Below are 20640 nucleotides of genomic sequence, written 5' to 3' on the forward strand. Positions count from 1 at the left end.
CCTTGGTGAGCCATAACCTCACCAACTAGCTAATCAGACGCGGGCCGATCCTTCGGCAGATAAACCTTTCCCCAGGGCCAGAGGCCATGGGCGTATCCGGTATTAGCTCAAGTTTCCCTGAGTTATTCCGAACCGAAGGGCACGTTCCCACGCGTTACTCACCCGTCTGCCGCTGACACCACGAGGATGCCCGCTCGACTTGCATGTGTTAAGCCTGCCGCCAGCGTTCGCTCTGAGCCAGGATCAAACTCTCAAGTTGAAGAGCTGATCATAGCTGATCACAACATAAACGGAGGCTCACAACCGATCGGCGTTTCCACCTGATCGTGTGAGCACCGAAACGTCGAACCAGCATCATCCTACTCACGACCGGTTCCGAAGGAACCGACCCGCAGGGACGACGCCGTCCACGCTTCTCTTTCTCAGATGAACTTGTCAAAGAGCCGATCCGGGCGAAGCCAGATCTCGACCTTACCGGAAACGCAAAGCAGCGCCGGGTTGCCCTGGCCCTTGCTCGCTCGTCTCTGGGGAGGTTCGGCGGGGCGGCCAGTTCGTCGGCGCCCCGTCGGTGAGCGGCTGTCTAAGGGTAGCCGGCTCCCCTGTCAACACGGGGCCAGAACCGCGGGGATGGGTGGGGTTTTCCGGCGTCGAACGGGAGCATCGGACGCCCCGGAGACAGTTCGGTTCCGTCGGGAATCGTGGATGCGCCAAGGGGTTCGCCGAGCAACTGAGCCAGCGCCACGGAAGCGGGCGGTTCGGGCGCGAAGCTGTGTCGGGTGGTCTTGGGCGGGTAGAGGTGCCCGGCGAGGGCCCGGCGCAGGACCTCGCCGCGGGTCGGGACGATCCCGGGCCGCCAGGAGGCGAGGGGCACCGTGTCATAGTCGTAGAGCCGCACCGGCACCCGGGAAAGGCCGAGCTGGATCGCGGTGGCGAGACGATGATGGCCGTCGAGCACCGCGAGGGTGTCGCGCTCGACGCAGATCGGCTGGGTCCAGGCCTGCTCGGCGAGGATGAGCGCGATCACCTCGCCGATCCGGCCCCGCACCGTCTCCTCGGTCGGGCGCAGCAGGCGCGGCGGGATCAGGGACAACTCGCTCATGGTCATGCCCGCGCCACATGGCCCTGGTCGAGAAACAGCCGCTCCGGATAGGCATGGCGCAGGAAGTCGTGATGCGAGATGTCCCAGCCATAGGCGCCGGCCATCTCGAAGCGAACGAGGTCGCCGACCCGGATCCGCCGCACGGGGACGTCGCGGGCGAGCACGTCCTTGGGCGTGCACAATTCGCCCGCCAGGGTGACGGCGGTGTCGGCCAGTTCCGGCCGAGTCCAGGGATGGGTCCAGGCCTCCCGCGGGAGGATACTGAACGGGTGGTCGTGCGCCCAGGAGCTCGGCAGGCGGAAGTGGTGGGTGCCGCCTCGCAGGAGCGCGAAGGCGCGGCCGTGGCTGCGCTTCACGTCGAGGACCTCGCACAGGTAGGCCGCGTGGTAGGCCGCCACGATGCGCCCGCACTCGAACTGGAGCGCGGGACCGCCCGCGTCGAGATGGGGGCGCAGCGCCTGCGCGAAGGCGGCGACGTCGAAGCGCCAGTCGGGGTCGGCGTAATCCACGCCCCAGCCGCCGCCGAGATTGACGACGCGCAGGTCCACCCCGTGCTCCGCGGCGAGGGAGCGGGCGAGGGCGAGCTCGGCGGCGCAGAGGGCGGCATGGCCGATGGCGTCGCGGTTGTTCGAGACGGTGTGAAAGTGGAAGCCGTCGAGGCGCAGGGACCGGTAGTCGCGCGCGAGCGCGATGGCGTCGGGGATCGCCCCCTGCTCGATGCCGAACTGGGTGGCGGCGCCCCCCATGGTCAGGGTCGCGCCCGGGACCGGCCCGGTCAGGTTGACCCGCAGCAGGATCGGCAGGGTCACGCCGGCCCGCGCCGCCGCGGCGTTCGCGAGATGCAGCCCGTGCAGGCTTTCGACGTGCAGCCGCTCAACCCCGTGGGCGAGGATCACCCGCATGTCCTCCTCGGTGCGGGCGGGCCCGCCCATCACGATGCGGGCCTCCGGCCCGACCGCCTCGCGCACCCGCAGCACCTCGCCGGCGGAGGCGACCTCGAAGCCGCTCACGCAGGGCTCCAGCGCGCGCAGGACGTGCGGGTCGCTGTTGGCCTTGACGGCGTAGAGGAACGACGTGCCGGGCGGGAGCGGCGCCGTCAGGATTCGGGCCTGGCGCCGCAGGGCGTCGAGGTCGTGCAGGAAGGCGCAAACCGGCCGGTCCGCGCGCGCGACGGCGGCGACGGTCTCGGTCGTGGGGCGATACAGGGTCATCGGGAGGCTCCCGGAAGGTTGCGCCAGATGCGGTCGGCGTCGGTGAGGGCGCGGCGCAGCAGGCCGCGATCGTTGGCGACGAGGAGGCCGCGCACGCCCTCCTCGCGCAGGCGCGGCAGGTCCGCCTCGATGCGGGTGACGGCGAAGGCATGGATGCCGGCCTCCCGGCAGGCGCGGACCACCGCCGAGCCGGCGGCGGCGACGGCCGGGGCGCCGGTCTGCCAGGGCAGGCCGATCGCCTGCGAATAGTCGGCCGCCCCGAAGAGCAGCCCGTCGACGCCCTTAAGCCGGGCGATGGCCGGGGCCGCCTCGAGGCCCGCCGGATCCTCGATCATCGCGATCACCAGGGTTTCGGCGTCGAGGCGGGCCGGCATGGCGGGAAGGTCGGCGTCGCCGTAGCGGCCGAGCCGCCCGGCATTGAGGCCGCGGATCCCCAGGGGGGCGTGGCGGGCGCGCCGGACCGCCTCGGCGGCTTCGGACAGGGAGGAGACTCGCGGCACCACGATGCCGGCCGCCCCCGCATCGAGGCTCTGGAGGATGCGCTCGGAGCCCGCCCCCGGCACCCGCACGAGGGCGCTGAGGCCGGCCCGGTCGGCCGCCGCGATCATCCGTTCCAGGTCCGCGCCGTCGACGAGCGTGTGCTCGAGGTCGACGAGCACGAAGTCGAAACCGGCCACCGCGGCGATCTCGACGATCTCGGGCGCGGGAATCGACACGAACAGGCCGCCGGCCGTCCGCCCGGCCTCGATGAGGCGCTTCAGGCGAAGGCGCGCGCTCACAGAAGCGGCCCCAGGCCGGCCAGGGGGTTGGGCCGGCGCCGGCCGCTGGCGTGGGCGGGATCGAGGCGGCGGCGCGCCAGGTCCTCGACCACCAGGGTGTCGGCGGTCAGGCGGTAGCGCAGCGCCCCGGCCCGGGCCGCCGGATGGGCCGTGCAATGCCCGGCCAACGCCGCGACGACCCGCTCCCAGAACCGCGCCTCGGGATAGCCGAACCAGAGGTCGAGGCCGTAGCCGAGCTCGGCGAGGTTCACGCCGAACAGGGCGTCGACCATGAAGTCGCGCACGTCCTCGACGTCCCGGGCCTCGACGTAGGAATTGGCGTTGACGCGGGCGTGCTCGGGCGGCGTCGGGGTCAGGAGCGGGCGCCGGGCGACGTGGTCGGGGATGAACCGGACCCCGTCGTGGAAGTCCTTGAGGGCGACGCGGGCCGGCCAGCCGTCGCGGTGGAGGAGCGCCATGTTCTGCTGGTGGCTCTCGACCGCGATGCCCTCGGCCAGGAGGAGGTGCACCACCGGCAGCATCGCGACGGCGAGCAGCCGGTCGAGCCACGGCTCGATCCCGTGCCGGGCGATCCAGCCGGCGATGAACGGCGCGCCCCGGTCGTGGTGGGTGAGCGCCGTGAACGGCACCGCCGCCTCCCCGTCGCGCAGGTGCGGCGTCAGGGGATCGCGCCAGATCGCCGAGAGCGCGCCCCGCGTCGTGCCGTCCCGGTCGTGCGGCGGGAGCGCGGTGACCGCGACGCCCATCCGCTCGGCGAGGAGCACCACGCCGCTGTCGCGCAGGTAGGGGTTTTCGGCCGCGATCTCCGCGAGCCAGCCGCTGACGATCGGGGCGTTGAGCACCGTGTGGGGGGCGAGGGTGCGCGCCGTCGAGGTGTTGCGGATCGAGAGCGCGAGCTTCAGCGAAGGCGCGCCCGGCGCCGTGCGGTCGGCGAGCGTGCGGATCGATTGCTGCGCGCCGTAGAGGTGGGGGCTTTCGCCGAGCACCACCACGCGGCCGGCCCGCTCTTCGGCCTCGGTCGCGGCCTCGCCGACCTGGCGCCACTGCCAGGGATGGACCGGGAGGAGCACGAACTCGTCCGCCCGCCCGTCGAGCCGGCCCCGGAACTCCGCCAGGATCTCCGGACCGAGGCTCTGGGCCAGCAGCGCGTCGTCCTGCCCGCCGGCCTCGGCCAGGGAGCCGGCGACCGCGAGCGACCGGTGGACGGCGATCCAGACCGGGCGCAGGGGCCGCCCGAATTCCGGCCCGAAGGCGCGGTTGTCCCGCGGGGTGAAGCCGATCCGGGACTTGAAGCAGGGATGGTAGCGGTGCCCGTCCGGCAGCGCACCCTCCAGGGCCTCGTAGGAGAGGCCGGCGAGGGCCGTGCCGGCGCCCTGGAGGAGGCTCGCGGCGTGGTTTGCCTGCGTGCGCGCCAGTTCCTCGGCGAAGCGGGCGTGGTCGGCGCCCGTGCCGGGCAGGTCCGGCAGCAGGTCGGCGAGGAAGGCCGAAGCGTCGTGAACCGACGAGGCGTCGACCGACGGGGCGTCGCGGACGGACTCGGCGGTGGAGGCCGGATCGGTCTCCGCCACGATGCTGCCGGGGATGACCAGGACGCGCTCGTATCCCCGCATGCGCCGGCCCCGCGCGCGGTAGCGCGTCCGGCCGTGCGACGGGACGAGGGTGATCGACAGGTCCGCGTCCGGCCCGGACAGGGTGGCCACGCAAGCGGGCAGCAGGTCCTCGTGCAGGAGGGCGCCGAGGAGCTGCCCGGTGACCCGGGTGCCGGCCTCGTGCCAGGCCTGCGCCTCGCTTTGCGCGCGGGCGGCTCTCAGCGGGTTGGCGAGGGCGACGTAGTCGGGGCGCTCGCCCCGGCCGGCGAGGCAGCTCGCGAGGTTGGCCTTGGCCGGGAGCGTCGGGGCGGCGAGGAGCCGCTCGATGAGGGCCGTCGTCGCGGCGTCCTCGTCGCAGGCCGCGAGGCTGTGCGCGACGACCTGCCAGAGCGGCGCCTCGGCGAGGTCGGCGGCCCGGGCCACCGTCGCGACCACATGGGCGACCTGGTTGACGACGAGGTAGTAGAGCAGGCGCCGCCAGGCCTCCTCGGCGCCGTAGAGGACGGCAGGGTCGAGGGCGAGGTCGGGTACGCGGCGGCGGAAACGCGCGCCGTCGATGCTCGCACCTTCGAGGTCGCGCACCACCAGGCGGGACGGCAGGCCGCCGTCGAGGACGAGCAGGCTGTTCTGGGCGTGCGCCTCGAGGCTGATGCCGGTGCGGGCGAACAGGCGCAACGGCGGCAGGATCGCCGCGCCGGCATAGGCGCGCAGCCACGCCGCGGCGTCCTCGGCCGTGGCGAGCGACGCCCCGATCGCGGCGAGGACCGGGCGGCCGTCGCGGGGCGAGGGTTCGAGGAGCCCCGCCACCACCAGGGCCGGGCCCGCCGGGCCCTCCCGTACCAGGACGCCAGTGACCGCCTCGAACGCGGGATCGGCGAGGGCGAGGGCTCCGGGCTCGCCGAGGATGTCGAGGCCGCAGGCCGCCACCGTCTCGGGCAGGGCCGCGAGCGCGCGGGCGGCGGACAGGCTGCGGGCGAGGTGCTCGCGGCTGTTGGTGCGGGCGAAGTTGGTGATGCGGGCCGCGATCGGCAGCTTGAGAAACAGGTTCTCGGTGGCGGAAAACACCGTTCGCACGGAGGAGGTCGGCGTGACCGGCGTGCCGGAGGGCGGGGTGATCGCGAGGCGGCCCTGCGCCACGAGGGCCCGGATCGCCGGATCGGCTTCGAGCCGGGCGGCCTGCCAGGGATGGCTCGGGATCACGACCCGGCCCGCCATCGTCTCCCGCGACAGCCCCGACAGGCGCGCGAGCGCCGCGCCGATCCACGCCTCGGCCTCGGGCTCGCGCCACAGGGTCGCGGCGAGGGCGGGATCGGCCACGAGCCAGCGCAGGCGGAACGAGGCCGCCCGCTCCGGGGCGTAGAGGTCCGAATCCGTCTCGGAGAAGCCGTCGACGCTCTTGGCGAGGGGATGGAACGGGTGGCCGTGCCAGAGGCCCTGCTCGAGCCCGGTCGGCGTCGGCTCGAAGGGCCGGGCGGCGCAGGCCCGGGCATGGTCGCGCGAGCGGCGCAGGCCGTCGAGGAGGCGGCGCTTCATCGCCTCCCGCACCGGCGTCGCCTCCGGCACCGCGGCGTCGATCATCCGCCGGGCGAGGTCGGCGGGACCGTCGAGGTCGACGACGCGGCCGTCGGGCAGCCGCAGCCGGCACGGCCCCCAGGCGTGGAACCCGCCGGGCGAGGCGTGCCGGCAGGGTGCCAGCAGCGTCGCGTCGCCGAGGGGGATCGTGCAGGTCTCGCCCTCCGGGGGCACGAGGTTGGGGCTGCGCTCGCGCAGCCAGGTGTTGATCAGGCGCTCGACGGCGAGGCCGGCCTGCACGGCATCGACGGCCTCCGGGGCCGGCCGGGCGAGGGGCGAGGGCATCATGGGGCGCGGCTCCGGGCAACGGGGTGAGGGGCGAGAAGGACTGGAACGAGGGCGAGGGCGCCGGCGAGCGACAGCCCCGCCGCCACGAGGAGCGGGCCCGACGGGCCGAGGGGCGCGAGGGCGAGGCCCGCCGCGACCGGACCGAGGAGCTGGCCGACGGTGAGCCCGGCCCGGGCCCGGGCGAGGGCGGTGGTGCGGCTCGGCCCCGCCTTCTCCGCTGCCGCGAACAGGGCGGGCGCCTGCCCGGCGAACACCGCCCCCTGGAGGAGGCGCAGGGCGACGATGCCGGCGAGCCCGAGGCCGAGCGGGACGCCCGCATAGGCGAGGCCGCAGCCGACGAGCGACAGGCCGAGCGCGAGGACCGGCGCGGCGCCGTCGAGACCCCGCGCCCAGAGCGGCAGGATCAGGAGGGCGACGGCCCAGCTCAGGCTGTGCAGGAGGCCGATCAGGCCGGGGGTGTAGAGGCCGGCATCGTGCGCGCTCGCCCAGGTCGGGAAGAAGGCGACGAACGCGAAGGCGCCGGCGCTGCCGCAGGTCCCGGCGAGCAGCAGGGGCAGGAGCGTCGGCGCATCGCGGGTGCCGGAGGTGGCGCGCGCGGCCTCCGGCTCGGCCGCCAGCCCCCGGGCGGCGCGGGCCGCCGCCAGGGTCAGGACGAGGATCAGCCCGGCGCAGGCGAGCATCAGCCCGCCGATCCCGCCGCGCTCGAAGGCGAGCCCGCCGGCGAGCGGTCCGAGAAGGCAACCGGCCGAGACCGCCTGCTGCATCAGCGCGAAGCCGCGCCCCGCGCTGCCGCCCGTCGCCCGGAAGGCGAGGGCCAGCACGACGCCGCCGCCGGCGAGACCCTGGACGAGACGGCCGACCACGAGGAGCAGCGGATCGGTCGCGAGCGCGATCAGCCCGCAGCTCGCCGCCGACAGGAGGCCGGTCCAGACGACCAGGGAGGAGAGCGACAGGCGCCGCGACAGGACCGTCCAGGCCGGCGTCATCGCCAGGGTGGTGACGGCCGGCGCGGCCAGAACCAACGCGGTCCAGAAGGCCGGGGTCGCGCCCATCCGGGCGGCTTCCATCCTGGCGACATGGAGCCCGAGCACCGGCAGCAGCGCGAGCGGGGCCGCCGTCACCGCGAGCTGGAGCAGCACCAGGACGGCGAGCCCGGCGCGGCCGATGGCGGGCCAGCCCGCCCCCGCCGTCACCGGCCCACCCCGGGGGCGAGCGGGTTCGGCGCCCGGCCGAGCCGGCTCGGCATCGAGGTCGTGAGCGCCGGCGCGGCGAGCAGCGGCGCCAGCACCTCCTTGAACGGCGCGTCCGGGCGGGCGACGAGGCAGGACGCGACGAGCGCCTTGCGCGCCGCCGGGACCTCCACCCCGTCGAGCGCAGCCTCGACCGTGGCGATCAGGATCTGGCGCGCCTGCGCCAGGGTGAAGCCGCGGCCCGCCGCCGCGAAGGCCTCGGCCACCGCCCGGAGCGCCACGTCGAGCGCCAGGGTCTGGGCGTAGGCGATCAGGTCCTCGGGCCGGCGCAACAGCAGGGAATTGCGGCGCGGATCGGTGACCAGATAGGCCGGGACCGGCAGGCCGACGCCGGCGAGCCAGTCGGGGGCGGTGCGCACCGTGTCGTGGTCGCGCAGGATCAGGCGGCGGGGCCGTCCGGACTCGAAGGCCACGAGGGCGTTCTGGCCGTGAAGCTCCGGCACGAAGCCGAGGCAGGCGCAGCGCAGGGCCGTGCCGAGGACGAGGCCGGCGATGTCCGTGAACAGGACCGAGAGATCGGGTGCGTCCCCGGCGACCGCCTGCAGGGCCGGCGGCACGCCGCCGCGCGGCGCGACCGCGAGGCTTGCGAGCGGTACCGCCGGGGCTACGGGCAAGCGGCGCAAGGCGCAGCCGAGAAGGCCGGGACGCTCCGCGTAGAGGTCGCCGTCGGCCTCCGCGAAGTGCCAGAACGCGGTTTCGTCGGCGATCAGGACCGTGCGGGCGAGTTCCGGGTCGCGGGCGATCCCGGCGGCGAGGAGCGCCGCGCCGTGCAGGCCGTTATGCAGCGATTGCGGCGGCAGCAGGCGGCGCACCCCGAGGGTCCGCACGTCGAGGGGCAGCTTGAGGTGGAGCCCCGGCCGCGTCGGCAGCGCCACGGTGCGCAACGACGAGGTCGCGGCGACGAGCGGCCCGCGAAAATCGAGGGGCACGAGGCGCCCGCCCCGGATCTCGGGGGCGAAGCGCTCGGGGAGAACGTGCGCGGCCTGCCAGGGATGGAGCGGCAGGGCGACGTGCGAGCCGTCGAGGCCGCACGCCTCCATCTCTTGCGCGAGCAGCGCCCGTTGCGACGGATCGAGGAGCCAGGCGGCGGGATCCAGCGGCGCCGCGCCGGGCGAGCGGTCCAGGCGGTCGCGGGCGAGCGCGCACCAGGACAGGGCGAAATAGCGCCCGGCCTCGGCGCCGTAGGCGAGGCTCTCGGCCCTGTCGAAGCCGCCGCGGGCGCGGGCGAGCGGATGGAACGGCCGGTCGCGCCAGGCCGCGAGGCGCTCCCAGGCGAGCGGCGCGGCCACCGCATCGCCCGACAGCGCCTGCGCCACCAGAGGGTCGGTCGCGGCCTCGCGGTCGGGCAGCGCGTCGAGGACGCCGTCCATCGCCGCGAGGGTCCGCTGGCGGATGGCGGGCGGGAGGTCGGGCAGCGCGTCGAGGGCGAGCGCGAGCAGCCCCGCCGCGTCGAGCTCCCGTGTCCCGCGGGCGGTCTCGAACCGGGTGCCGCCGGCAAGCCGCACGCCGTCGCGCCATTCGTCCGGCCGCACCCGGGCCCGCAAGTGGCCCGGCCCGAGGGCCAGGGCGTAGTCGTGGGTCCCGTCCTCGCTCGGGCCCCCGAGGATTCCGCGGCTGCGCAGGCCCGCGACGTCCTCGATCCAGAGCGCGTCGAAGAGTTCGGACAGGATCTCCCGGGCGGCGCCATGCGGCGCGGGCGCGCGGGGGCGATCCCGGGCGATGTACCGGGAAGGGGCGGGGATCGACGGCACGGCGTTCATCGAGGCGCTCCCTCAGAACAGCGGCAGCACGGTGCCGGCCCCCGCCTCCTCGGCGCGGCGCAGGACCGCGCGGGCGCAGGCGATGTCGTCGATCGCCATCCCCATCGGGTTGAGCAGGATGATCTCGTCGTCGCTCTCGCGGCCCGGCCTGCGCCCGACCACGATCTCGCCGAGCTCGGCGTGGAGCTTGTCGCGGGAGAATTCGCCGGCCTCGACCAGGAGGTTGATGATCTTCTTCTCGCGATTGCACTGGTCCCAGTCGTCGACCACGACCTTGTCGGCCTTCAGGAACACCTCGCGCTCGACATCCATGATCGAGACGTTGGCGAGCAGCGTGCCCGGGCTGAGCCAGCGATAGGGCAGGTAGGGGGTGTCGGTGACGGTGCAGGTGACGACGACCGGGCAGTCGCGCACTGCCGCCTCGGCGCTCGGGGCGATGATTGTGCGCAGCCGCGGGAAGCGGTCGCGCAGTCGGGCCGCCAGGTCCTCGGCAGCCTCGGGGCGCAGGTCGAACAGGCGGACCGAATCGAGCGTCGGAAACTGCTCGGCGAGCGTCTGGGCCTGCCGGGCCGCGATCGGACCGCAGCCGATCAGCGCGGCCTCCGAGAAGCCCGCCCGGGCGAGGTGGCGCACGGCGAGACCGGTGACCGCGGCGGTACGCATGGCGCTGATGAGCGCCGCCTCCATGACGGCGACCGGGTGGTTGGTCTCGGGATCGTTGAGGACGATCACCGCGCTGGCGCGATCGAGGCCGCGCGCGGAGGGATTGTCGTGCTTCGAGCCGATCCACTTGAGGCCGGCGACCGGCCGGTCGCCGCCGATCCAGGCCGGCATCGCGATGATGCGGTCGGCGATGTGGGTGGCGCGCGGGCTGCGCAGGTAGGGCTTCAGCGGCTGGACGAAGTCGCGCGCGGCGTGGAGGCGAAAGCCCTCCTCGATCGCCGCCATGTAGAGTTCGGAGCGGTCGCCCCCGATCTCGACGATGTCGGAGCGCGAGAGGTAGCGCAGGCTGGTCGAAGCCATGGTGACGGTCCTTGTCGGTGCGTGATGGGGGCGTCGCGGGCGGCTCAGGCCGCGGAGCGGGTCGCGATCCGGCGGTAGGAAGCCTCGAACGGCCTCGTCAGGCGCCGGTCCGCCGCCGGCCAGCTCGGGTCGTAGACCGTGTCGAGGTAGCGCTCGCCGCGATCGGGCAGCAGCGTGACGATCCGCGCGCCGCGGCCGAGATGCGGGATCAGCTTCTGGATCGCCGCGACGACCGTGCCAGAGGAGCCGCCGGCCAGGATGCCCTGGCGCGCCACCAGCGCCCGGCAGCCGAGGGTCGATTCCCAGTCGGTGGCGTGGATGACGGCGTCGACCTCGGGCAGCGAGAGCTGCTCGGGCACCCGGCTCGCCCCGATGCCCGGGATGTCGCGCCGTCCGCCCGGCCCGCCGAAGATGACCGAGCCGTCGAGGTCGACGGCGACGACCTCGATCCGAGGCCAGCGCTCGCGCAGGCGGCGCGCCATCCCCATCAGGGTGCCGCAGGTCGAGACCGCGGCGACGAGGTGGGTCGGCTCCGCCGGCATCTCGCGCACGATCTCGGCGCCGATGCCGTGGTAATGCGCCCGCCAGTTGTCGGGATTGGCGTATTGGTTGAGCCAGACCGCCCCCGGGATGGTGCGCGAGAGCTCCGCCACCCGCCGCACCCGGGTGTGGAGGTAACCGCCGCCCTCGTCCTTCTCCCGCACCATGTCGACCCGGCCGCCGAAGGCCTCGATCAGGCGGCAATTGGTCGGCGCGATGTTCGGGTCGACGACCGCGGTGAACGGGATGCCGACGCGCTGCGCGATCATCGCGAGCGCGATGGCGAGGTTGCCCGACGAGCTCTCGACGAGGTGGCTGTCCGCCGTCACCCGGCCGGCGGCCAGCGCCTGCGAGACCATGTAGTGGGCGGTGCGGTCCTTCACGCTGCCGCCGACGTTCAGCATCTCGAGCTTGGCGAAGACCGGGACGATATCCGGCGGGAACAACCTGTCGAGAGCGACGAGCGGCGTGTCTCCGACACGGATTTCAAGCGCCGGCTTCATGGACAACTCCCCGTCTGGCGTTCGTTCGACATCGGCCGTGATCTCTGCAGACGAGACAGGATGTTTGCCCGTCTTCGTGAGGCGCCGGTCCGATGTGCGGCGTAGATAGCCATGACGGCGCAGCATTCAAACGATTTTGTTCGCAGTATTCGCAAGCTGTTATTATTCCAGATCGCGATCGTCGCGAGAGAGCGACCGTATCGGAATTCGACAAATTCGAGGGAGCGGGATTTTTCGAGGGAGAACAGGGGATTGCGATGCACGGCCGGCTCTCGGCGGCACCGGTGCTGTCCGTCCGCATCGCCGGATCGGTCACGATGCCGCAGGAGTCGGATCGATGTCGCGCCGGATCCCGGCAGCATTCATAAGACCGATGTCCTGAATGAGCCCGTAGTTTAGAGATATTATATTTTAAAGTTTGTGCCCGAACGGCCACAATCATGCGGATAACCGCAAAGATCGATCGCGAAACCGTTGCGTGCCGCGTGGAGACACCGAATAGAAAAAACGACCCGGCGGCGCGCCGGCGCTCAGACCACTCTCTGCTGGATCGTCATCGCATGCGGTACGCCCGACGCCCCCGTCCCAGGAACCGCCGCCTCGAAGCCGGTCTCGGCCTGGCCACGCTGGTGCTGCCGTGCCTCGTGCAGGGCGCGCTCGCCGAGGGCGAGATCCGCCTCGACGAGATCACCGTGGCGGGCGGCGGCGGCGGCGCCATGCCCGCGGCCCGGCCGGCTCCGCCGACCGGCGTGGTCGGGCCGCCGCCCCCGGCCTATGCGGGCGATGCCGTCGGCTCCGGCTCGCGCCTCGGCTTCCTCGGCAACCGCAACGTCTTCGACCAGCCGTTCAGCGCGACGAGCTATACCGAGAAGCTGATCCGCGACCAGCAGGCCCGCAACGTCCAGGACGTGGTCAACAACGACCCGTCGATCCGCACCAACGTGCCGGCCTTCTCGGGGATTCTCGGCTTCTTCATCCGCGGTTTCCCGGTCTTCGCCCAGGACATGGCGTTCAACGGGCTCTACGGCGTCGCCGACGCGTTCAACCCGGCGATCGAGCCGATCGAGCGCGTCGAGGTGCTGCGCGGCCCCTCGACCCTGCTCTCGGGCGTGCCGCCCTTCGGCAATATCGGCGGCAGTATCAACCTGATCCCGAAGCGGGCCCTCGACGAGCCGCTGACCCGCGCGACGATCGGCTACGCTTCCAATGCGACAATCTACAAGGCGATCGACGTCAGCCGCCGCTTCGGCGACGACAAGGAATGGGGCGTGCGCTTCAACGGCGCCTTCAACAACGGCGCGACGCCGATCGACAACCAGAGCGTCCATTTCGGCACCGCCGCGCTCGCCCTCGACTATCGCGGCGAGCGGCTGCGGGCGAGCCTCGACCTCGGCTACCAGGAGCTCGACTTCACCTCGCCGCTGCGCAACCGGAGCGTGGCGGCGGGCGTACGGATCCCGCGCGCGCCCGACCTGACACTCAACCAGCACCAGCCCTGGGAATACCGCGACAGCGCCAACCAGCAGCTCGCCACCCGGATCGAGTACGACCTGACCCCGGACCTGACGCTCTACGGCGCCTACGGCGTGTCGAACTTCCGTCAGGAATACTTCGGCGGCGTGCTGACGATCTTCAATGCACGGGGCGACTACCGCGATCCCATCAGCTACCTGCCGTTCCACATCGTCAACCAGACCGCGGAGGCGGGCCTGCGCGGCACGGTCGAGACCGGCCCGGTCAAGCACAGCTTCGGCCTCGCCGCGGTCGGGTTCTGGCAGGACCTCGCCCAGCCCCCGGCCCAGACCGTCGGATCGACGATCACCTCGAACCTCTACGACCCGACCTACGTCGCCCCGCGCTCGACCTTCGGGCTGTCGAACGCGACGCCGCGCACCTCGAGCCGGATCAACCGCAGCATCGCCATCGCCGACACGCTGTCGATCCTCGACGACCGGGTGCTCCTCACGCTCGGCGGCCGCTGGCAGAGCCTCGACGTCAATTCCTACAGCGCGACCACCGGGTACCGGACCGGGGCGAGCGAGAGCGGCGCCTTCTCGCCGGGCGTCGGCCTCGTGGTGAAGCCGTGGGAGAGGCTGTCGCTCTACGCCAACTACATCGAGGGCCTGACCTCGCCCGCCGCGCCGGTGAACGCCGTCAACGCCACCGCGGCCTTCCCGGCCTTCGTCTCGCGCCAGACCGAGGTCGGCGCGAAGTACGATTTCGGCACGGTCGGGGTCGGCTTCGCGGCCTTCGAGATCGAGCAGCCCTCCGGCTTCCTCGATTCGCGCACCCTGGTCTTCTCCGTCGACGGCCGCCAGCGCAACAGCGGCGTCGAGCTGACCGTGTTCGGCGAGCCGGTGCCGGGCGTGCGGCTCCTCGGCGGCATCACCCTCCTCGACGGGGTGCAGGTGCGTGCGCAGGATCCCCGCAACGTCGGGCGGACCGCGGTCGGCGTACCGGACGTGCAGCTCAACCTCTACGGCGAATACGACCTGCCGCCGAGCCTCGTCCCCGGTCTGACCCTGACAGGCCGCGTGATCTACACCTCGGCGCAGTACTACGACCTCGCCAACAGCCAGAAGATCCCCGACTGGGCGACCCTGGACGTGGGGCTGCGCTACGCCACGACGTTCCAGGAGCGGCCGCTGACCCTGCGGGCCACCGTCGCCAACGTCACCGGCACCAACTACTGGGCCTCGACCGGGCGCGGCATCCTGAGCCAGGGCGCGCCGCGGACGTTCCTGCTGTCGGCCTCGGTGGATTTCTGACCGGACGCAAGCAAGACCTCCCTCCTATCGGGGCACCGGTACTGCATGTGCGACAGACCGCCCTGCCAGATTCGTCCGGTTCATCGAACCGTATGAGCCTGCGGCGGCCGGCGATGCTGATGCCGTCCTCCATCGCCGCTGGGTTCTGCTCCCGGTAGCGTGTCAGGCGGAGATCGCGTGCCCAAGGCCGCCTTCGATGCACCCGCGGCGGGAGGCACTTGGCCCGCGCCTCAGGGGTGGAGACCTTTACGGCCACGCCGTCGGGGGCGTCAGCTTCGTCCATCCGTGCCGCCCGCGCGCCATCGGCCGCTGGCGCACCGAGCCGGCGCGCGCTCTGCGTCGACTCCATCCGAGACACCACGGCGCTATCCCCATCGGGCCTCGATGCTCTAGCTTCCGCAGCGGCGGCGATGCGCCGTGCGAAGGAGGATCGGAGACGATGAGGACGCTTGGGGTGATGGCGGTCATCGGATTGGGCCTGATCGGCGCGGTGGGGACCGCCTCGGCCCAGTCCTGGGGGCCCGACTACGGCTATCGCGACCGCGACTACCGGGATCGCGAATACCGCAGTCGAGACAGCGATTATCGCGACCGCGACTATCGGGATCGCCGCGACGATTACGGCCGGCGGGACGACTACCGCAATCGCGACTACGGCTATCGCGACCGAGACCGGGATTATGGCGCACGTGACCGGGACCGCGGGTCACGGGACAATGGCGCCGCCGCCTTCAACGAGCGTGAGTATTTGCGCTGCAACCCGGACGTCGCCCGCGCCGTGCTCGCCGGCAAGATGGAGTCGGGCTACAAGCACTTCCGGGTCCACGGCTTCCGCGAGGGCCGCAAGCTGAGCTGCTGAGGGAGGACCGGCGCCCCGTTTGCCCGACGGCCCGTCGGCTAGCGATCGACGCCGGAGCCTCCGTGCTCCGGCGATTCTCGTTTGGAGGGCCGGCCGGCATCGATGTAGCCGGGCGCATGAAGCTCTCCATTATGTCCTCGATCTCCCATAACTCATGGAGATCGAATCACCATATCGATGTTTGAGACACGTTCGAGTCTGTCCGTCCCCGGCCTCGAGTCAGGCGGTCCTGGATCAAGATGTTCTTGGATCAAGATGTTCTTGGATCAAGATGTTCTTGGATCAAGATGTTCTTGGATCAAGGTGTTCTTGGATCAAGGTGTTCTTGGATCAAGGTGTTCTTGGATCAACGCGAGCCGGACATCTGCGCAACCTGATCGAGTAGCGCGGGGGCGTCGGACTTAGTGCACCTCACAAAAATCCCGCCGCAATGTCGCTGCTACAGCAAGCCGAGGCGGTGATCGGGAGTTTTGTGAGAGACACTTAAGGCCCGCTGCAGAGGGACGGTCCCATCCATCGGAGCCGCCGCCAAAGCCACGCGCGCAACCGGGCCGTCAATGACAGGCGGCAGATACCTGCGAACACGACGGGCCTTCTTCAACCCAGCACCACTCGACAACGAAGGTCGCCGGCAGGGCGGTGGGCATGAATATATTTGCAATGAACTGATGTAAAATATGATCAATGCGATCGAATAGTAAAAAATCACATCTTGCATATCAATCAATAAAATGCATCGACATGAGCACGCAATATCTTTGCTTGCGGGGGGTGGCGCAAGCGGCGCAGGCCAAGCCCAGCCATAAATCGCACCCCTCGAAAAGAACATTTGACGAACATCGGCGACGCGGGTACAAGGGTTTCAGGTTATCCGGGTCTGCGGCCTGCCCCTCGGGGGAGGTGGCTGCTCGACTGCCCCGCCGATGCGGGGATGTGTCCCCGGACCCGGCCCACGGCATCACCGAGGCGAAGGGCGGCTCGTGCCCGTCGGCCTCGGGGCCGGCGGTTTCGGGCTGCGCCGGCGCCTCCCACCTTCCGACGAGGCGACATGGCCAAGACGCCACGAGCAAGGACGCCACGAGCAGAGACGCCGCGGGAACGGACGGCGGCGCAACCGGCATCGACACGAAAGCCCTCGACCGCGAACCATCCGGCCAAGCCCGCGGCCCGGTGCGTCGTCGACTGGACGGGCGTCGCGGCAGCCTACCGGGCGGCGCCGGAGAGCGGGCCCGCCATCGCGCGGCAGTTCGGCCTCAACCCGGAGACGCTCCGGCGACGGGCGCGGGCGGAGGGGTGGGACGCCCCGACGGTCGTTCTCCCGGGCGACGGTTCCCCGGACGCAGCCCGTCCCGGCGGCGTGCTCGGCGGCCACCGCGTCGTGGTGGCCCAGGGCGCCGCCTTGACCCTGCGGCTCCTCGACGACCTCCGGGCGGCGATCGCCGAGGAAGCCGGACCGGAGAACGCCCCGGAGGAGAGCGGGCTCGCCCGCGCCGCGGCGCTGCAGAAGCGGGTCGCGGCCCTGCGCGACCTCGCCGCCGCGGCGCGGCTGTGGATCGCCCTCGAACGCCAGGCCTGGGATCTCGACGGCAAGGGGGACGGAAAGCTCCGTGACGACACCGCGTCCCTCGATCCCCAAACCGCCTTCCGCCTCCTCGACGGCGAGCAGCGCGCCCAGCTCCGGGCCATCGCCGAGCGCCTGGCTGAGCGACCCACCGGCCCTGATCCGGGCCCTCGATCGGCTCGATAGCGAGGAGAGCCTAGCGGGCTTCGTGCGCCGGGCCTGGCCGGCGATCGAGCCGGGGGCGCCCTACATCCACGGCTGGCACATCGACGCGGTCTCCGCCCATCTCGAGGCGGTGACCGCCGGCGAGATCACCCGGCTCTTGATCAACGTGCCGCCCGGTACGATGAAGAGCCTGCTCGCCGGCGTGTTCTGGCCGGCCTGGGAATGGGGGCCGAAGAACCGCCCGTCGTTGCGCACCGTCGCGGTTTCGCACACCGAGCGGCTGGCATTGCGCGACAACCTGCGCACGCGCCGCCTGATCACCTCGCCCTGGTACCGGCGCCTCTGGGGGAATCGGGTGCGGCTTACCCGCGACCAGAACCGCAAGGGCCGGTTCGAGACCACGGCGACCGGCCTGCGCGAGGCGGTCTCGGCCGGCTCGATCACCGGCTCGCGCGGCGACCGGGTGATCCTCGACGACCCGATCTCGGTCGACGGCGCCGCCTCCGAGCGGGTGCGCGAGGCGGTGGCCCAGTGGTTCCTGGAGGCGGTGCCGACCCGCCTCAACGACCCCGTCCGTTCCGCCATCGTGGTGATCATGCAAAGGCTGCACGAGCTGGCGGGTCGTTTTACCGTTTGGGATAGGGGTCTTAGACCTCCACCTCCTCCCCAGTCTGGGGCTTCTTCCGGGACTCTCGGCGCCTCGCGGTATCCTCCGCCGCCTTCGCCATGCCCTCCCGGATGTCGCCCAGGTCCGCATGGGCGTACTTGGCGGTAATGGATGGCGAGGAGTGGTTGAGGAGCTTCTGGACCAGCCGCAGGTTCCCGGTGGCCCTGAGGGTCCGGGTGGCCGCGGTGTGGCGGAGGTCATGGACCGCCCGCATCCCCTTGATACCGGCCTTGTCCAGGGCAGCCCGCATGGCCCGCTTGAAGCCCTCCGGGTGGATGGGCAGACGCTCGCCGCGGACCACCCTGCGGCCGAGCCTCTTGCAGTCCCGGGTCTTGCTCGCCCGGTACGTGAAGACCGCCTCGGGGTGGTGTCCCTGAAGCGGCGCGAGGATGGCTCGCAGCTCGGGCGTGATGGGCAGGACGTGCGGCTTGTCCCCCTTGCCGACCACGCGGATGACCTCGGCGGCGAAGTCCACTTGGTACCACGTCAGGCCAGCCACCTCGCGGCGGCGGAGGCCGGTGATTTGGGCGAAGAGGCGCGGGGCCCGGTAGTCCTCCCTCTCGGCGGCTTCGAGCTTCTCCTCCTCATCATAGCGCAGCTCCCGGACCCGCTCCTTAGGCTCCCGCAGGAGGTGGTCTCCCCAGATTGGTTCCTGGGGGAGGGGGATGCGCCAGACCTTCTTGGCCCGGGTGAGGACCCGCTGGAGGGGTTGAGTGAGCGTGCGGTTGACCGTCGAGGGGAGCACGAGGCCCTTGGAGGGGTCCCCGTAGCGGTGCTCGGCGCGGCGGGCGGCAACGGCGCGGGCAACAACCTCATCCGTGACGGCGGTTAGCGGGAGGTCTTTGCCTACCAGCCTGGTCATGCGACCCAGCACCTCACCGGCCGTCTTCGGGTCGAAGCCGTGGCTGGCCACCTCCGCATAGTAGCGGTCCGCAGCTTCCAACAGGCTCATGGCGGCAGGCCCTCCCACCACCTTGAGCGTTCTCTCCGCCTCGGCAATCAAGTGCTTCTCTACAGCCTTCGCCGCCCGCTCTGAAGTCGCTCTTGTCGAGCCACTATAGCGCTTACCACCCCGCTGGAAGTCGTAGGCGTAGTACGGAGACTTGGCAGGCTTGTAGACGGACATTCGGTCCTGCTCCGTTCGGCGAGGAAGCGCATGACGGCCTCCAGGGTGAAGCGTCGCCGCTCCCCGAAGCCCGTCTGCACGTAGGTGATGTGGCCCGCCATACAGTGGCGCTTGAGCGTCTTCGGGTCCAGGGGGAGGAGGCGGCACAGCTCCGGGGCCGAGATGGTCGCCTTGCTCTCGAAAGCCGCCGCCAAGGGGGAGGGGACTACGGGCCCCATCTCCCGAGGTCCCACTTGGCCAGCCCCCGGTCCGCCGCCTTGGCCGCGATCCCGAGGCACACCAGGCACGTCACCAGGAACCCCGCGAGGAGACAGGTGGCGCAGGTCACGCCACGGCCTCCGCCGGCTGCTCCACGAAGTACTTCAGGTACCGCTTGCCGAAGTGGTCCCTGGCCTCGCGCTCCAGGATCGGGTGGCCCATCTTCCGCAGTTCGGCGATGCGGCTGGACACCGACATGATGCCCAGGGAGGTCACCGCCACCTTGGTGGTCAGCGTGCGGCCTGCGCCGAGGTAGTCGAGGATGAGGCGCTGCTGCGGGGTGAGCTTGTCCTCGGGCTCGGCCGCGGCCGGCGCCTTGTCGGGGATGTCCTGGGTGATGTGCATGAGGGTCTCCCTGAGTTCGTCCATGTCGAGGTGCGGACAGCGCAGCTCGCGGTTCCGGTAGCGTTGCAGCTCGGTGTGGCCGACGACTTCGAGGCGGCCGAACTGCCACATCAGGTCCACCACCAGGGCGTGAAGCATGACCCTCTGCTCCACGGTGTGGCGCGAGGCCGCGTCCCCGGCGAGACAGACCCCGATGCTGTTGTGGTTGTTGCCGGGGGTGTGGGCGCCCACCGAGCCGCGCGGGCGGGTCTCCACGAGGGAGCCGTCCCGCTCGATGACGAAGTGGTAGCCGACCTCCAGGAGCCCCATCTCCCGCCCCCTGGCCCGCATGGCGGCGCAGTGGTTCGGCACCGAGGCCGCCATGTGGGAGGAGTGGACGATGAGGCGGGTGGTCTTAGTGCGGGGGCGCCAGGCGAACACCTAGGGGGCGTTCCCGCCCGGCAGCATCACCCAGACCGTGACGCACGGCACGAGGTTGACACAGAGCCGCCGGTTGTAGGGGGACCAGTGGGCGCCCACCCAGAAGCTCGCGAGGCGGAAGAGGAGGCCAGCCTTCACGAGGCCACCGCCACCAGGGGGTTCATCTCGATGGCGAAGGCGTCTTGGATGGCCTGGACCTCCGCGTTGAGCTTCGCCTGAAGCTCCTTCACGCTCTGGGTGCGGGTCAGGAGGCCCTGCATCCGGGCGAGCTTCTCGGCCCGCGCGGAGGTCTCCTGCTGGACCTGGGCGTGGATGGTGTCGAGGGTCTCGGGGGCGATCACTTCCGTTTGCGCTCCTGTTTGAGTAGGTCCTGGAAGCCCTGGGGCCCCTTCCTCAGGGCCTCCTCCGGGCTGACCTCGGGACCCTTCTCGCGGGTCCATTCCTCGGGGATGGTCTTCACGGCCCAGACGAACCCGTGCTTGTCGGCCCACTCCGCCACCGTGGTGCTGGAGCTGGGGCCGATCTTGCTCTTGGGGTTGTCGAAGACCAGGCGGATGTCGAGGTCCGGGTACTGGAGGCGGACGAAGAGGTGCTTGGCGCGGTCTGCCGACAGCCAGCGCCCCTTGGTCTCCACGAGGATGCCGTTCCGCAGCCTGAAGTCCACCGTGTAGGTGTGCTTGGCCGCGGGGATGACATAGGGGACCTTGAAGACCTCGAAGAGGACGGGCTCTCCGAGGGCTTCGAGGTGCTTCGCGTTCTTCGCCTCCAGTCCCGAGCGGTAGCCGTGAGCCATGCCGCGGGCGTCCGAGGATCGCGTCCGGGCGGCCCAGTGGCGAGCTGGGGGGTTGGGCACGGCG

17 protein-coding genes and 1 rRNA gene are annotated in these 20640 nt (G+C 71.5%); 3 read left to right on the forward strand and 15 right to left on the reverse strand.

All coding sequences use genetic code 11. The annotated features are described in order from the left end of the window. From HPY23_RS28340 to sbnA, 9 genes are all read right to left on the reverse strand, one after another. A 16S ribosomal RNA gene (locus HPY23_RS28340) occupies nt 1–259 on the reverse strand; the annotation flags it as partial. A gap of 321 nt (nt 260–580) precedes the next feature. Further along, nucleotides 581–1099, reverse strand: coding sequence for a ParB N-terminal domain-containing protein (locus HPY23_RS28345; RefSeq protein WP_175540095.1), 519 nt, complete (start codon nt 1097–1099; stop codon nt 581–583). Between the two features lie 2 nt (nt 1100–1101). Continuing rightward, nucleotides 1102–2310, reverse strand: coding sequence for a type III PLP-dependent enzyme (locus tag HPY23_RS28350; protein ID WP_091891372.1), 1209 nt, complete (start codon nt 2308–2310; stop codon nt 1102–1104). Next, nucleotides 2307–3089, reverse strand: coding sequence for an HpcH/HpaI aldolase family protein (locus HPY23_RS28355; RefSeq protein WP_091891377.1), 783 nt, complete (start codon nt 3087–3089; stop codon nt 2307–2309). Before HPY23_RS28355 ends, HPY23_RS28350 begins: the two co-directional genes overlap by 4 nt. Then, nucleotides 3086–6538, reverse strand: a complete 3453-nt coding sequence (locus HPY23_RS28360) for an IucA/IucC family protein (protein ID WP_091891380.1) — start codon at nt 6536–6538, stop codon at nt 3086–3088. Before HPY23_RS28360 ends, HPY23_RS28355 begins: the two co-directional genes overlap by 4 nt. Next, nucleotides 6535–7731, reverse strand: coding sequence for an MFS transporter (locus HPY23_RS28365; protein WP_091891383.1), 1197 nt, complete (start codon nt 7729–7731; stop codon nt 6535–6537). The genes HPY23_RS28360 and HPY23_RS28365 overlap by 4 nt, the downstream gene beginning before the upstream one ends. Further along, complete coding sequence (locus tag HPY23_RS28370) at nt 7728–9548, reverse strand: IucA/IucC family protein (protein WP_091891386.1); 1821 nt, start codon at nt 9546–9548, stop codon at nt 7728–7730. Before HPY23_RS28370 ends, HPY23_RS28365 begins: the two co-directional genes overlap by 4 nt. Before the next feature lie 12 nt (nt 9549–9560). Beyond that, on the reverse strand, nt 9561–10571 hold the full coding sequence (sbnB, locus tag HPY23_RS28375; RefSeq protein WP_091891389.1) for a 2,3-diaminopropionate biosynthesis protein SbnB: 1011 nt from the start codon (nt 10569–10571) through the stop codon (nt 9561–9563). A 44-nt stretch (nt 10572–10615) separates the two neighbouring features. Next, nucleotides 10616–11614, reverse strand: coding sequence for a 2,3-diaminopropionate biosynthesis protein SbnA (gene sbnA, locus HPY23_RS28380; protein ID WP_091891393.1), 999 nt, complete (start codon nt 11612–11614; stop codon nt 10616–10618). A 560-nt stretch (nt 11615–12174) separates the two neighbouring features. Between sbnA and HPY23_RS28385 the strand changes: the two genes are divergently transcribed. The 3 genes from HPY23_RS28385 to HPY23_RS28395 all read left to right on the forward strand — a co-directional run bounded on the left by HPY23_RS28385 (nt 12175) and on the right by HPY23_RS28395 (nt 16988). Continuing rightward, on the forward strand, nt 12175–14382 hold the full coding sequence (locus HPY23_RS28385) for a TonB-dependent receptor (RefSeq protein ID WP_210344322.1): 2208 nt from the start codon (nt 12175–12177) through the stop codon (nt 14380–14382). Nucleotides 14383–14821: 439 nt separating this feature from the next. After that, nucleotides 14822–15241, forward strand: a complete 420-nt coding sequence (locus HPY23_RS28390) for a hypothetical protein (protein ID WP_060848820.1) — start codon at nt 14822–14824, stop codon at nt 15239–15241. 1048 nt (nt 15242–16289) lie between these two features. Next, complete coding sequence (locus HPY23_RS28395; protein ID WP_175540096.1) at nt 16290–16988, forward strand: hypothetical protein; 699 nt, start codon at nt 16290–16292, stop codon at nt 16986–16988. Between the two features lie 626 nt (nt 16989–17614). Here the strand turns inward: HPY23_RS28395 and HPY23_RS28405 are convergent. From HPY23_RS28405 to HPY23_RS28425, 6 genes are all read right to left on the reverse strand, one after another. Beyond that, nucleotides 17615–18760, reverse strand: a complete 1146-nt coding sequence (locus HPY23_RS28405) for a tyrosine-type recombinase/integrase (RefSeq protein WP_200601583.1) — start codon at nt 18758–18760, stop codon at nt 17615–17617. Continuing rightward, nucleotides 18646–18978, reverse strand: a complete 333-nt coding sequence (locus tag HPY23_RS34150; protein ID WP_353890304.1) for a helix-turn-helix domain-containing protein — start codon at nt 18976–18978, stop codon at nt 18646–18648. The genes HPY23_RS28405 and HPY23_RS34150 overlap by 115 nt, the downstream gene beginning before the upstream one ends. A gap of 106 nt (nt 18979–19084) precedes the next feature. Further along, complete coding sequence (locus HPY23_RS33910; RefSeq protein ID WP_200601582.1) at nt 19085–19783, reverse strand: N-acetylmuramoyl-L-alanine amidase; 699 nt, start codon at nt 19781–19783, stop codon at nt 19085–19087. Then, nucleotides 19784–19921: a hypothetical protein gene (locus HPY23_RS28415; RefSeq protein WP_200601581.1), complete on the reverse strand. Its 138-nt coding sequence runs from the start codon at nt 19919–19921 to the stop codon at nt 19784–19786. Beyond that, entirely contained in the window at nt 19918–20124 is a 207-nt protein-coding gene (locus tag HPY23_RS28420) for a hypothetical protein (RefSeq protein WP_200601580.1), read from the reverse strand. Before HPY23_RS28420 ends, HPY23_RS28415 begins: the two co-directional genes overlap by 4 nt. Further along, a complete protein-coding gene (locus tag HPY23_RS28425) occupies nt 20121–20576 on the reverse strand; it encodes a hypothetical protein (RefSeq protein ID WP_200601579.1) in 456 nt (151 codons plus the stop codon). Before HPY23_RS28425 ends, HPY23_RS28420 begins: the two co-directional genes overlap by 4 nt. Nucleotides 20577–20640 lie beyond the last annotated feature (64 nt).

The sequence above is a fragment of the Methylobacterium ajmalii genome (assembly GCF_016613415.1).
In the GTDB taxonomy this organism is placed as follows: Bacteria; Pseudomonadota; Alphaproteobacteria; order Rhizobiales; family Beijerinckiaceae; genus Methylobacterium; species Methylobacterium ajmalii.